Source organism: Pseudomonas sp. CFSAN084952 (assembly GCF_009648855.1).
GTDB classification, from domain to species: Bacteria; Pseudomonadota; Gammaproteobacteria; order Pseudomonadales; family Pseudomonadaceae; genus Aquipseudomonas; species Aquipseudomonas paracarnis.
In genome coordinates, this window is the sequence record NZ_CP045767.1 from 2,039,326 (window position 1) to 2,051,331 (window position 12,006).

The 12,006-nt window shown below is 61.5% G+C and carries 12 protein-coding genes; 8 read left to right on the plus strand and 4 right to left on the minus strand.

Features of this window, described 5'->3' with window-relative positions; genetic code table 11:
• The 4 genes from GH769_RS09250 to dctM all read left to right on the plus strand — a co-directional run bounded on the left by GH769_RS09250 (position 1) and on the right by dctM (position 4,138).
• Entirely contained in the window at positions 1 to 819 is an 819-nt protein-coding gene (locus GH769_RS09250) for a CoA ester lyase (protein WP_032902160.1), read from the plus strand.
• Between the two features lie 214 nt (positions 820 to 1,033).
• A complete protein-coding gene (gene dctP, locus GH769_RS09255; RefSeq protein WP_014718349.1) occupies positions 1,034 to 2,017 on the plus strand; it encodes a C4-dicarboxylate TRAP substrate-binding protein DctP in 984 nt (327 codons plus the stop codon).
• 199 nt (positions 2,018 to 2,216) lie between these two features.
• Positions 2,217 to 2,858, plus strand: a complete 642-nt coding sequence (locus tag GH769_RS09260; protein ID WP_153649619.1) for a TRAP transporter small permease — start codon at positions 2,217 to 2,219, stop codon at positions 2,856 to 2,858.
• A complete protein-coding gene (gene dctM, locus GH769_RS09265) occupies positions 2,858 to 4,138 on the plus strand; it encodes a C4-dicarboxylate TRAP transporter large permease protein DctM (RefSeq protein ID WP_032902162.1) in 1,281 nt (426 codons plus the stop codon). Before GH769_RS09260 ends, dctM begins: the two co-directional genes overlap by 1 nt.
• 47 nt (positions 4,139 to 4,185) lie before the next feature.
• On the opposite strand, the gene GH769_RS09270 is transcribed toward dctM, so the two are convergent.
• Complete coding sequence (locus GH769_RS09270) at positions 4,186 to 5,820, minus strand: methyl-accepting chemotaxis protein (protein ID WP_019820153.1); 1,635 nt, start codon at positions 5,818 to 5,820, stop codon at positions 4,186 to 4,188.
• Positions 5,821 to 6,046: 226 nt separating this feature from the next.
• On the opposite strand from GH769_RS09270, the gene GH769_RS09275 reads away from it, so the two are divergent.
• Both GH769_RS09275 and GH769_RS09280 read left to right on the plus strand, forming a co-directional pair.
• Positions 6,047 to 6,877 carry an undecaprenyl-diphosphate phosphatase gene (locus GH769_RS09275; protein WP_014718352.1) on the plus strand — a complete coding sequence of 277 codons (831 nt, stop codon included), beginning with the start codon at positions 6,047 to 6,049 and terminating at the stop codon, positions 6,875 to 6,877.
• A complete protein-coding gene (locus tag GH769_RS09280; RefSeq protein WP_032902164.1) occupies positions 6,874 to 7,257 on the plus strand; it encodes a DUF1294 domain-containing protein in 384 nt (127 codons plus the stop codon). The genes GH769_RS09275 and GH769_RS09280 overlap by 4 nt, the downstream gene beginning before the upstream one ends.
• Here the strand turns inward: GH769_RS09280 and GH769_RS09285 are convergent.
• Together GH769_RS09285 and GH769_RS09290 are read right to left on the minus strand one after the other, a co-directional pair.
• Positions 7,246 to 7,602, minus strand: a complete 357-nt coding sequence (locus GH769_RS09285; protein WP_014718354.1) for an MmcQ/YjbR family DNA-binding protein — start codon at positions 7,600 to 7,602, stop codon at positions 7,246 to 7,248. The genes GH769_RS09280 and GH769_RS09285 overlap by 12 nt on opposite strands.
• Positions 7,599 to 8,507 carry a LysR substrate-binding domain-containing protein gene (locus GH769_RS09290; RefSeq protein ID WP_014718355.1) on the minus strand — a complete coding sequence of 303 codons (909 nt, stop codon included), beginning with the start codon at positions 8,505 to 8,507 and terminating at the stop codon, positions 7,599 to 7,601. Before GH769_RS09290 ends, GH769_RS09285 begins: the two co-directional genes overlap by 4 nt.
• A 125-nt stretch (positions 8,508 to 8,632) precedes the next feature.
• Here GH769_RS09290 and GH769_RS09295 point away from each other — a divergent pair, with 125 nt between their 5' ends.
• Entirely contained in the window at positions 8,633 to 9,244 is a 612-nt protein-coding gene (locus GH769_RS09295) for an FMN-dependent NADH-azoreductase (protein ID WP_003191051.1), read from the plus strand.
• A gap of 191 nt (positions 9,245 to 9,435) precedes the next feature.
• Positions 9,436 to 10,473: a dienelactone hydrolase gene (locus GH769_RS09300; protein ID WP_032902166.1), complete on the plus strand. Its 1,038-nt coding sequence runs from the start codon at positions 9,436 to 9,438 to the stop codon at positions 10,471 to 10,473.
• On the opposite strand, the gene GH769_RS09305 is transcribed toward GH769_RS09300, so the two are convergent.
• Positions 10,467 to 11,639: an MFS transporter gene (locus tag GH769_RS09305; protein WP_014718357.1), complete on the minus strand. Its 1,173-nt coding sequence runs from the start codon at positions 11,637 to 11,639 to the stop codon at positions 10,467 to 10,469. The genes GH769_RS09300 and GH769_RS09305 overlap by 7 nt on opposite strands.
• Between the last annotated feature and the right edge of the window lie 367 nt (positions 11,640 to 12,006).

The following is a 12,006-nucleotide window of genomic DNA, read 5'->3' on the forward strand; positions in this document are numbered from 1 at the left end:
ATGCCAAAGCCTTTAGTACGTTCTGCGCTGTTTGTGCCGGGCAGCCGCCCGGAGCGGTTTGCCAAGGCCCTGGCCAGCGGCGCCGACGCAGTGATTGTGGATTTTGAAGACGCGGTGGAAGAACCGCTCAAGCGTCAGGCCCGGGATAATCTGGGGGCATTCCTGTGCGCCCATCCCGAGGCCCAGGTGTGGGTGCGCATCAACGCGCCGCAACATGCCGAACATTTTGAGGACGTGGCCTTCTGCAAGGCCCATGCAAATGTCGCCGGGGTATTGCTGCCCAAGGTCGAAAGCGCGGCCCAGGTGGCTGTGGTGGCCGCTACCGGCAAGGCTATCTGGCCGATTATCGAAAGCGCACGCGGTTTGCTGGCACTGGCGCAGATTGCCCAGGCGCCCCAGGTAGAGCGCCTGTCGTTCGGTGGCTTGGACCTGGCGCTGGACCTGAACCTGAGCAGTCACTCCCGTGCCGCCGAATTGGCCCTCGACCAGGCGCGCCTGGCGTTGATCGTGCACTCGCGCGCCGCTGGCCTGGCGGCGCCGCTGGACGGTGTGCACCCGGCCATTGACGACCCCGAGGGCTTGCATCGCTCGATCCGGCACGCTTATGAAATGGGCTTTGCCGGGGCATTGTGCATTCACCCCAAGCAAGTCGCGGTGATCCATGCTGCGCTGGCGCCGAGCGCTGAAGAGCTGGCCTGGGCCAGGCGGGTGGTGCAGGCGGGCGCCCATGGGGCAGGGGCTTATCAGATTGATGGGCAGATGGTGGATGCGCCGGTACTGCTGCGCGCGCAACGGCTGCTCACTGCCAGCTCTGACTGACGGAACCTGGAGCCAAATGTGGGAGCTGGCTTGCCTGCGATAGCGGTGTATCAGGCAACACAGACATTGACTGTTCTACCGCTATCGCAGGCAAGCCAGCTCCCACACTGGGCGCGTTCGGCCAGGCCGAACGCAGGTATCTAAAATTCGAAATTCACGACACGCGTTACATCAGGCACCTTGCCTTAAACACAACAATAAGAAGGTGATTCCCATGCTCAAGCTTTCCCGGGCGCTGCTGTGCGCCGCCACCTTGTTTACCGCTGGCCTGGCCCAGGCGGCAGACCCGATTGTGATCAAGTTCGCCCACGTGGTGGCCGAAAACACCCCCAAAGGCCAGGGCGCGCTGCTGTTCAAAAAACTTGCTGAAGAGCGCCTGCCCGGCAAGGTCAAGGTTGAGGTGTACCCGAACTCGTCGCTGTTTGGCGATGGCAAGGAAATGGAAGCATTGCTGTTGGGTGACGTGCAAATGCTGGCGCCGTCCCTGGCCAAATTCGAGCACTACACCAAACAAGTGCAGATCTACGACCTGCCGTTCCTGTTCAACGACCTGGCCGCCGTCGACCGTTTCCAGGCCGCTCAGGGCAAGCAACTGCTGACCTCGATGCAGGATAAGAACATCCTCGGCCTGGCCTATTGGCACAACGGCCTCAAGCAACTCTCCGCCAACAAGGCCCTGCATGAACCCAAGGACGCCCGTGGCCTGAAGTTCCGCGTGCAGGCTTCCAGTGTGCTCGAAGAACAGTTCAAGGCGATCCGCGCCAACCCGCGCAAGATGAGCTTTGCCGAGGTTTACCAGGGCCTGCAGACCGGTACCGTGAATGGCACCGAGAACACCTGGTCGAACTATGAAAGCCAGAAGGTCAATGAAGTGCAGAAGTACTTCACCGAGTCCAACCATGGCCTGATCGACTACATGGTGATCACCAACGCGAAGTTCTGGAATGGCCTGGCGCCGGATGTGCGCAGCACCCTGGAGCAGATCATGGCCGAGGTCACCGTGGAGGTGAACAAGCAGGCCGAAGCGCTGAACCAGTCGGCCAAGCAGAAGATCGTCGACGCCAAGACCAGCGAAATCATCGAACTGACCCCCGAGCAACGTGCGCTGTGGCGCGAAGCCATGCGCCCGGTGTGGCAGAAGTTCGAGGGCGAGATTGGGGCTGACCTGATCAAGGCGGCGGACGCTTCCAACCAGTAAACCTCTGTGGGAGCGGGCTTGCCCGCGACTGATCGTTCCCACGCTCCGCGTGGTAATGCATCCCGTGACGCTCCGCGTCGCCTTACGCACGGCGTGATACAGGACGTGGAACGTCCGGGGCGGCATTACCACGCGGAGCGTGGGAACGATCTACAGGTTGACCTGGTTTTTACCTATCTCTGCCACGCGAGGTTTTGCCATGCAAACGCTAAGGCGCGTCTGGGAGCACCTGGAGGAAGGCTTCATTGCTTTCCTGCTGGCCGCCATGACCCTGGTGACATTCGTCTACGTCATGCTCAACAACGTCTACACCCTGTTTTTTGCCCTGGCCGACAAATGGGCCTGGAGCAGCGCCTTCTTCAATGCCCTGGGCGACGGCACCATGGCCTGGGCCCAAGAGATGACCTGGAGTGTGGCGCTGACCAAGGCCATGTTCGGCTGGTTGATTTTCTTCGGCATTTCCTACGGCGTGCGCACCGCTGGCCACCTGGGCGTGGACGCGCTGGTGCGGCTGACCCGGCGCCCGGTGCAACGCCTGCTCGGCATGCTCGCCTGCCTGTGCTGCCTGGCCTATGCCGGGCTGTTCATGGTGGCCAGCTACAAGTGGGTGAGTGCGGTGATGACCGCGCATATCGGCGCCGAAGACCTCGACCAGTTCGGCATCGATGTCGGCGACATCGTGGTGATCGTGCCCATTGGCTTTGCCTTGGTCTTGATCCGCTACCTGGAAATTTTCTACCGCATCTTTACCCACCGCCAGGTCGGGTTGGGCCTGGCCGACGAGGCCGACGAGGCCGGCGAGGCCAGCAAGTTGGCCGGCAGCCATGAGGAGCGTCACTGATGGCCGTGCTCTGTCTGTTTCTCCTGTTGTTCGTGTTCATGTTTCTGGGCGTGCCAATTGCGATTGCCCTGGGGTTGTCCGGTGCGGTGTCGATCCTGATGTTCAGCCAGGACTCTGTGAGTTCCCTGGCGATCAAACTGTTTGAAACCAGCGACGCCTATACCTTTCTGGCGATTCCGTTTTTCCTGTTATCCGGCGCCTTCATGACCACCGGCGGCGTGGCCCAGCGGCTGATCGACTTTGCCAACGCCTGTGTCGGGCATATCCGCGGTGGCCTGGCGATTGCGGCGGTGCTGGCGTGCATGCTGTTTGCGGCGCTGTCCGGCTCATCACCGGCCACGGTGGCAGCGGTGGGCTCGATTGCCGTGGCGGGCATGGTGCGTTCCGGTTACCCCAAGGAGTTTGGGGCGGGCATCATCTGCAACGCCGGGACCTTGGGCATTCTGATTCCGCCGTCGATCGTGATGGTGGTGTATTCGGCGGCGACCGAAACCTCAGTAGGCAAATTGTTCATGGCCGGGGTGATTCCGGGCTTGCTGCTGGGCCTGATGTTGATGGTCGCGATCTACATCGTCGCCCGTATCAAGAAGCTGCCGGCGCAACCCCAGGCGACATTCCGTGAGTGGCTGAGTTGTGCACGCCGAGCGTTCTGGGGGCTGTTGCTGCTGGTGATCATCCTCGGCGGCATTTACAGCGGCATGTTCACCCCGACCGAAGCGGCGGCAGTGGCAGCCGTGTATTCAGCATTCGTCGCGCTGTTCGTCTACAAGGACATGAAGCTGCGCGACTGCCCCAAGGTGCTGTTGGAGTCGGGGCGCTTGTCGATCATGCTGATGTTCATCATCGCCAACGCCATGCTGTTTGCCCACGTGCTGACTACCGAGCAGATCCCGCAGGAAATCACGGCCTGGGTGATCTCCGAAGGGCTGACGCCGATTGGCTTTTTGATCATGGTCAACGTGGTGCTGCTGATTGCCGGCAGCTTTATGGAGCCTTCGGCCATTGTGCTGATCCTGGCGCCGATCTTTTTCCCGATTGCGATGAAGCTCGGGATTGACCCGATTCACCTGGGCATCGTGATGGTGGTGAACATGGAAATCGGCCTGGTGCACCCGCCGGTGGGGCTGAACCTGTTCGTGACCTCGGCGGTGACGGGGCTGACTCTAGGGCAGACCATTCGCGCCGCGATGCCGTGGCTGATGATTCTGTTGGTGTTCCTGATTATGGTCACCTACCTGCCGTTCATTTCCCTCGCGCTGCCGCAGTGGCTGGGGATGTGAGGCCGCTAGACGGTGGGAGAGGGCAGCCCTCCCACCGCTGAGGGATGTCAAACCTTGAACTGACGCAAAAGCCCATCAAGCTGTTCACTCAAACCACGCAACTGTGCACTCGCCACGCTCGATTGCTCCGCTGCCAGCGCGGTGCTGTGGGACAGCCCGGCCGCTTGGGTGACGTTCTGGTTGATGTCTTCCACCACGTGGGCCTGTTGCAGGGTGGCGCTGGCAATCGAGGCGTTCAGGCCGTTGAGGTTGTGCAGCGCCTGGCCGATGGCGGTGAGGCTTGCGCCCGCCTGGCCGGCTTGTTCAATGGTCAGTTGCGAGGCGCTGTGGCTGTCGCTGATGACCTTGACCGCCGCTTCGGAGTGGCCTTGCAGGCGCTCGATCATCACCTGGATCTCGGCGGTGGATTTCTGCGTGCGCTGGGCCAGCAGGCGCACCTCATCGGCGACCACCGCAAACCCGCGGCCTTGCTCGCCCGCACGGGCGGCTTCGATGGCGGCGTTGAGGGCGAGCAGGTTGGTCTGGTCGGCGATGGAGCGGATCACCTCCAGTACCCCGCCGATCTGCGTGCTCTCGCTGGAGAGCGTGCGGATCACCTCCACGGCCTGGCTGATAGTGGTGGAGAGCTGGTCGATCTGCTGCAAGCTGCCGTCGATATTGACCTGGCCCTGCTGTGCCTGGGCCTGTGCATCGCGCATTTCGCTGGCGGCGTGCTCGGCATTCTTGGCCACGTCCTGCACGCCGTAGGTGACTTCGTTGATGGCGGTGGCCACCAGTTCCATCTGCTGGGACTGCTGCTGGCTGCGGTCGTGGGCCTGGCTGGCGTTGTGGCCCAGCTCGCTGGACGACTGGCCCAGGGCGTTCGCGCACACCTGCAACTGGCCGACCACCTGGCGCAGCTTGGCGGTGAAGCTATTGAAGTGCTGGGCCAGTTGCGTCAATTCGTCACGGCCGTGCGTATCGAGGCTGTGGGTCAGGTCACTTTCGCCACTGGCAATATTGCCCATGGCATTCACCGCGGCCTGCAACGGCTGCACGATGCTGCGGGCAATCAGCACCACCAGCACGGCCATCATCAGCGCAATGCCCAGGCCAATGGCCGAGGCTTTCCACACCTGGCCCCTGAATTCGGCCTGCACATCGTCCACGTAGACCCCGGAGCCGATAATCCAGCCCCAGGGTTCGAACAGTTGGATGTACGAGGTTTTCTCTACCGGCGCTTCGGCGCCGGGCTTCGGCCAGCGGTAGTTGACGATGCCGGCGCCCTTGGCCTTGGCCAGGCTCACGAATTCGTTGAACACGGCGAAACCGTCCGGGTCGCGAATCGCCGAAAGGTTCTGGCCGTCGAGCTTGGGGTTGGCCGCGTGCATGATCATCACGGGGGTGAGGTCGTTGATCCAGAAGTAGTCGTCATGGTCATAACGCAGCCCGCGCACCGCGCTCAGGGCCTGTTGTTGCGCGGCGTCGCGGGTCAGTACGCCGGTTTTTTCCAGGCTCTGGTAATAGCTGAGTACGCCACTGGCGGTCTGCACCACGTGCTGGGTCTGCTGGCGCTTGGCCTGGTAGAGGTCGCCGTGGATCTGGTTGAGCATTAACAGCCCCAAGGCCAGCAGCATCAACACGGCGACTATCAGGATCAGCCAAAGGCGGCGGCTGATCGACATGCTGCGCAAACTGTTCATCGTCCTGTCACTCCCTGCTCTTTATAATTGTGGTGCTGCTTCGAGATTTCCGGCGTGTCTGATAGGCTTTCGGCCCGGAATCGAAAAACCTGAGTACTGCCTGATTTTTCACGGAATTTTTGCAGACCGGCGTTGAGAATCAACCGCGGGCGCTTGTGTGCGCTCGTCGTCAGTGAACTTAAAAAAGACTAAGAGGCATGCCACGCGCATGACCTTTGGAGACAGCATGGATTTTTGGACCGCCATACAGGCATTGATTCTCGGCATCGTCGAGGGGCTTACGGAGTTCTTGCCGATCTCCAGCACTGGCCACCAGATCATCGTCGCCGACCTGATCAATTTTGGCGGCGAGCGTTTCGAAGCCTTCAACATCATCATCCAGCTGGGCGCGATCCTGGCGGTAGTCTGGGAGTTTCGGCGCAAGATCTTTGACGTGGTCATCGGCCTGCCGACCCAGCCCAAGGCCCGGCGCTTTACCGTCAACCTGATCATCGCCGTGTTGCCGGCGGTGGTATTGGGGGTGATTTTTGCCGACCTGATCAAGCACTACCTGTTTAACCCGATCACTGTAGCGACTGCCCTGGTAGTGGGTGGCGTGATCATGTTGTGGGCCGAGCGCCGCCAACATGCAGTGCGGGCTGAAACCGTCGACGACATCACCTGGAAAGACGCCCTCAAGGTCGGCCTGGCCCAGTGCCTGGCGATGATCCCGGGCACTTCGCGCTCCGGTGCAACGATCATCGGCGGCCTGTTGTTCGGCCTGTCGCGCAAGACGGCCACCGAATTTTCATTCTTCCTGGCCATGCCGACCATGGTTGGGGCGGCGGTGTACTCGGGTTACAAGTACCGCGATCTGTTCCAGCCGGCGGATTTTCCAGTGTTCGCCATTGGTTTTGTCACCTCGTTCATCTTCGCGATGATTGCGGTCAAGGGCTTGCTCAAATTCATCGCCAGCCACAGCTACGCGGTGTTTGCCTGGTACCGGATTGCCTTTGGCCTGGTCATCCTGGCGACCTGGCAGTTCGGCTGGATCGACTGGACTGCGGTCAAGCCATGACTATCCAGCACCCACGCCTGAAGGCGCTGATCTTTGTACTGCTGTGTGCCGCGCCGCTGCTGGGCTCGGCCTTGCTGTGGTATCGCGGCGAAACGGCGATTCCGTTGATGGCCTACGGCGTGGTCAGTGTGGTGGCGTTCTTTCTTTATTGGAGCGACAAGCGCAAGGCGCAGACCGAAGGCTGGCGCACCCCGGAAAACATCCTGCATGCGGTGGAGCTGGCGGGCGGTTGGCCGGGGGCGTTGATTGCCCAGCAGGTGCTCCGGCACAAGACGCGCAAGGTGTCTTACCAGGTGCTGTTCTGGGTGATTGTGCTGTTGCACCAGGTGTTCTGGCTGGACCAGCTGTTTCTTGGCGGCACCTTGCTGTCAATCCTCTAGCCACAAGCCAATCTGTGTGCGCTTGGGCAGCTTGCTCACCACCAACTGGTGGGAGCGCTGCAACAAGCCACGCAGTTCCTCTGCGCCCAAAGGGTAGGGCGTGTTCATGATGACCCACTGCGCCCTCGCCAGGTAAGGCGCCGGGTGAATGCCCGGGCGGTCGACGTGACCCAGGAACAGTTCTTTGTCGACCTTGAAGGCCAGCGACTCACCGCGCAGGTTCTGCAAGGCGAACATCTTGTTGCCAGCAACCGAGAACACCCGCACGCCGCCCCATTTATAGTCTTCCCGTGCGCCTGGCAGGCTCAGGCAAAAACGTGCGACTTGTTCTTCCGTCATGCTCATAACAGCCGATCTCCACAGCCTTTGAAGCCTTCTTCCAGGTAGTCGATCCAGGCCCGGATGGCCGGCAGCACGCCGCGCCGGTGCGGGTAGACCGCTTGCAGCCAGCCGCCTGGTAATGACCATTGCGGCAGCAGTTGCACCAGGCGGCCGCTGGCCAGTTCTTCTTCGCAGTACATCATTGGCAGCACCGTAAAGCCCACGCCCATCATTGCGCTGGCCTTGCGCACGATAAAGTCTTCGATGCCCAGGCGCGCCTCCATCACTAGCTCGTGCATGTTGCCCTGGGGGTCGATGATGCGTTGGTGCACCATTCGGTCCGCCTCGAGTGCGCCAAGGATTGGCAACTGCTTGAGGTCTTCCAGGGTTTCGACCCGCCGCTCACGCATGAAAACGGGGCTGGCCACCAGCACGGTATGCGCCTGGCGCAGGCGTTTGGTGACCAGTAACGGGTCTTCGTCGCCCAGTTCGCGTACGCGCAGCGCTACATCAATGCCTTCGGCTACCAGGTCGACGCGGCGATTCACCAGGGTCATGTCCAACTGCACCAACGGGTGCGCGGCCAGAAAACCGGCTACCAGCTCTGGCAGAATCTGCTGGGCCAGCCCCACCGGGCAACTGACCCGCAAGCGCCCCCGTGGCTCGCTGGACATGCTGGCCACGGCCTCGTCGGCCATTTCCGCCTCCAACAGCATGGCCTGGCAGTGGCGCAAGTAGCGCTCGCCCACGGCGGTGAGCGTCAGTTGTCGGGTAGTGCGTTGCAGCAGGCGTGCACCCAGGCGGTCTTCCAGCTCGGCAATGCGCCGCGACAGCCTGGATTTGGGAATCCCGAGTAGCCGGCCAGCCGCAGCAAAACCGCCGGCTTCGACGACTTTGGCGAAATAGTAGAGGTCATTGAGGTCTTGCATGGTGGGCCTATTGTCCTGTCAGTGGGACAAACTATCGCATTTCAGGCGGCTTATCGACCATTGGTTTCATGCGTAGCATCACCACCATCTGATCGCCACTGTCGATCCCACCTCGGAGATCCATCATGAAACTCTTGCACATCGATTCCAGCATCCTCGGCGACAACTCGGCCTCCCGCCAGCTCAGCGCGGGTGTGGTCAAGGCATGGCAAGCCGCCCAACCGGGCGTGGAAGTGACTTACCGTGACCTCGCCAGCGAAGGCATCAACCATTTCTCCGGCGCTACCCTGGGCGCCTTGGGCACTGCCGCTGAACTGCGTGATGCGGCGCAAAAGCACGAGGCTGAACTGAGTGCATCGTCGCTGGCTGAGTTCCTCGCCGCCGATGCCGTGGTAGTCGGTGCGCCGATGTACAACTTCACCATTCCCACCCAGTTGAAAGCCTGGATCGACCGCATCGCGGTGGCCGGCCAGACCTTCCGCTACACCGAAGCCGGCCCTGAAGGCCTGTGCGGCAACAAGAAAGTCATTATTGTCTCCACCGCCGGCGGCCTGCATGCCGACCAAGCTTCGGGCGCTGCCCACGAAGGCTACTTGAAGCTGTTGTTCGGTTTCCTCGGCATCACCGACATCGAGATCGTCCGCGCCGAAGGCCTGGCCTACGGTGATGAAGTGCGCAGCAAAGCCATGAGCGACGCCAACGTGCGCATCAACGAGCAACTGTTCGCCGCTGCGTAAGGCTTATGTAAATGTGCCCTGTCCTCGGTTTCATTCTGAAACCGAGCGCCTAAACTCTGTATTCTGATCGCCTGAACGCGAGCGGAGTACGGAGTTTTTTCGTTGTGGCCCAGGTTATGCAGACATCCATTCGATACCCTGGACTTTTTCTTCGACAGGCCGGTTCTTGTGCAGCAAAGGTGGACATCCCCATGATGCGTCTTTGTGCTGTTTTGGTTCTTTCGCTGTTGGGCGGCGTGGTTTCAGTGCACGCCGCGCCGGCACCGCACCCCCATTGGAGTGTGGGGTTTCATCGCATGAGTTTTCTCGACCCGCTGGATGCGCAGCCGATGAAAGCCATCGCCTTCTATCCCTCTACCGATGCCGAGCGCACTACCGCGCTGGGCGCCTACCATGTGGCGGCCAGCGAAGATGCCAAGGTGGCGATCGGGCGTTTCCCGATGCTGATGTTGTCCCACGGCAATACCGGCACGCCGCTGGCCCTGCATGACCTGGCCACCGCCTTGGCGCGCAAGGGGTTTGTGGTGGTGGCGGTGCTGCATCCCGGTGACAACTACAAGGACCACAGCCGCCTGGGCACCGTGAGCAATTTGTATGGGCGGCCGATCCAGATCTCCCAGGCGATCACCGCCGCCTTGGCCGAGCCGATGCTGTCGCCCTTTGTGGATATTGATCAGATCGGCGTCATCGGTTATTCAGCCGGTGGCGAAACGGCATTGATCCTGGCCGGCGCCAAGCCTGATTTCGAACGTCTGCGTCGCTACTGCCAGGAACGCCCCGAAGACCGCGACGCGTGCACCACCAAGGGCGAGTTGGTGGTTGATCGCGACGACTTGCAACCCCAGGCTGACCCGCGTATCCATGCCTTGATGCTGATGGCGCCGCTGAGCTTGATGTTCGGCCGCCACACTCTGGCAGATGTGCATGTGCCGGTGCTGCTCTACAGTGGCGATGGCGACCAGTTGGTGGCCGTGGACAAGAACGCAGCCGCCCTGGCGCGCAAGCTGCCGCAGCCACCGGATTTCAAACTGTTGGCCGGGGCCGGGCACTTTGTTTTCATGGCGCCGTGTGACAGTGACCAACTGGCAAGCATGCCCGCCATTTGCACGGATGCCGATGGTGTCGATCGCGAAGGCATCCACCGCGATCTGGTCTCCGAGGCCGGGCGTTTTTTCAGCCATACCCTGGGCGAGGCCACGCGCGCCGGCTTGCAGACCGCTGATCAGTAGGCGCGGCGCCTGAGCAGTACGGTCAGGCCGAGCGCACTGACCGACAGCAACGCCGCGCAGAAGAAGATCCAGCCATAGCCGAGGTTCAATGCCACGGCGCCCATCAACGGCCCGGCAATCGCCAGGGCCAGGTCGAAAAACACCGCATACGCACTCAGCCCCGCGCCGCGGCTGCTGTCCGGCACTTGCTTGATAGCTTCCACGCCGAGCGCCGGGTAAACCAGCGATAAACCAAAACCGGTCAACCCGGCGCCGATCAAGGCCACGCCGGTAGACGGTGCCAGCCACAACAGCGTCAGGCCCAGGGTTTCAATGAGCATGCAGGCGATGGCGGCGGTGAACCCGCCAAACCGGCTGATGGCTGAGATAAACACCAGGCGCGAGAGAATAAAGCACACACCAAATACCGTCAGGCAATACGCCGCACCGGCCCAGCCACGATTCAGGTAATACAGGGTGATAAAGGTCGTCAGCGTGCCGTAGCCAATCGAGGCCAGGCACAGGCTGGCGCCGAACGGCGCGATACGTCCAAACACAGCCCAGAACGGCAGCCGTTCGCCGCGTACCACCGGCACCGAGGGTTTATTACGGATCAGCACCAGGCCCAACGCCGCCAGCACCGCCAGTGCAAGGCCGAGGCTGGCGTAGCCATAATCAGCCACCATCACCACGCCAAGTGGCGCACCAATGGCAATGGCGCCATAGGAGGCGATGCCATTCCAGGAAATCGAGCGTGCGGTGTGTTCGGCGCCCACTGCGCCCATGCACCAACTGATGGTCCCCACGCCAATCAGGCCCTGGGCCACGCCGAGCAACAGGCGACCGGCGATCAGAATACCCAGGCTCAAGCTCGGCAGGCTGTCCAGCAGCGTGGCGATTAAGGTCAGCACACCGCTGATCAGAATACCGGCCAGGCCCAGCACGATCGCGCGTTTGGTGCCGACGTTATCCGACATTCGCCCGGCCATCGGGCGGCTGAGCAGCGTGGCGAGGTACTGCGAACCGATGGTCACCCCGGCCACCACGGCGCTGAAGCCCAGTTGCTCGTGCACATAGCCTGGAATCACCGCAATCGGCAGGCCGATGCAGATAAACGCAATGAAGGTGTAGAACACGATGGAAACGATCTGCAGGGTGATCGACAGGGAGGAGGGGGCGGCAGGCATGAATACTCAATCGCTGGCGGGCGGTGAAGCATCATGGCATATCCCGCACGACTGTAGGAGCGAGGGGACGCCTACAGAGGCCCCTGTGGGAGCGCGCTTGCCTGCGAAGGTGGTGTGTCAGATCGGTGATCTTTAACTGAACCACCGCTATCGCAGGCAAGCCAGCTCCCACACGGGTTATGTATTGCCTATAAAATCAGCGCCTGGCACCGATTCCCTGTGGGAGCGGGCTTGCCCGCGAAGGCTGCCTGTCAGTCACTGCATCTTTAACTGAACCACCGCTATCGCGGGCAAGCCAGCTCCCACACTGGTTATGCATGGCCCATAAAATCAGCGCCCGGCACAGTGCGGATGCAAAAAGCCCTGT

Bases quoted from the DNA above. Each gene is read 5' to 3' on its own strand.
- dctP (WP_014718349.1), top strand. From the start codon at position 1,034: ATGCTCAAGCTTTCCCGGGCGCTGCTGTGCGCCGCCACCTTGTTTACC.
- dctM (WP_032902162.1), top strand. From the start codon at position 2,858: ATGGCCGTGCTCTGTCTGTTTCTCCTGTTGTTCGTGTTCATGTTTCTG.
- GH769_RS09285 (WP_014718354.1), bottom strand. From the start codon at position 7,602: ATGAGCATGACGGAAGAACAAGTCGCACGTTTTTGCCTGAGCCTGCCA.
- GH769_RS09280 (WP_032902164.1), top strand. From the start codon at position 6,874: ATGACTATCCAGCACCCACGCCTGAAGGCGCTGATCTTTGTACTGCTG.
- GH769_RS09275 (WP_014718352.1), top strand. From the start codon at position 6,047: ATGGATTTTTGGACCGCCATACAGGCATTGATTCTCGGCATCGTCGAG.
- GH769_RS09300 (WP_032902166.1), top strand. From the start codon at position 9,436: ATGATGCGTCTTTGTGCTGTTTTGGTTCTTTCGCTGTTGGGCGGCGTG.
- GH769_RS09305 (WP_014718357.1), bottom strand. From the start codon at position 11,639: ATGCCTGCCGCCCCCTCCTCCCTGTCGATCACCCTGCAGATCGTTTCC.
- GH769_RS09295 (WP_003191051.1), top strand. From the start codon at position 8,633: ATGAAACTCTTGCACATCGATTCCAGCATCCTCGGCGACAACTCGGCC.
- GH769_RS09260 (WP_153649619.1), top strand. From the start codon at position 2,217: ATGCAAACGCTAAGGCGCGTCTGGGAGCACCTGGAGGAAGGCTTCATT.
- GH769_RS09270 (WP_019820153.1), bottom strand. From the start codon at position 5,820: ATGAACAGTTTGCGCAGCATGTCGATCAGCCGCCGCCTTTGGCTGATC.
- GH769_RS09290 (WP_014718355.1), bottom strand. From the start codon at position 8,507: ATGCAAGACCTCAATGACCTCTACTATTTCGCCAAAGTCGTCGAAGCC.
- GH769_RS09250 (WP_032902160.1), top strand. From the start codon at position 1: ATGCCAAAGCCTTTAGTACGTTCTGCGCTGTTTGTGCCGGGCAGCCGC.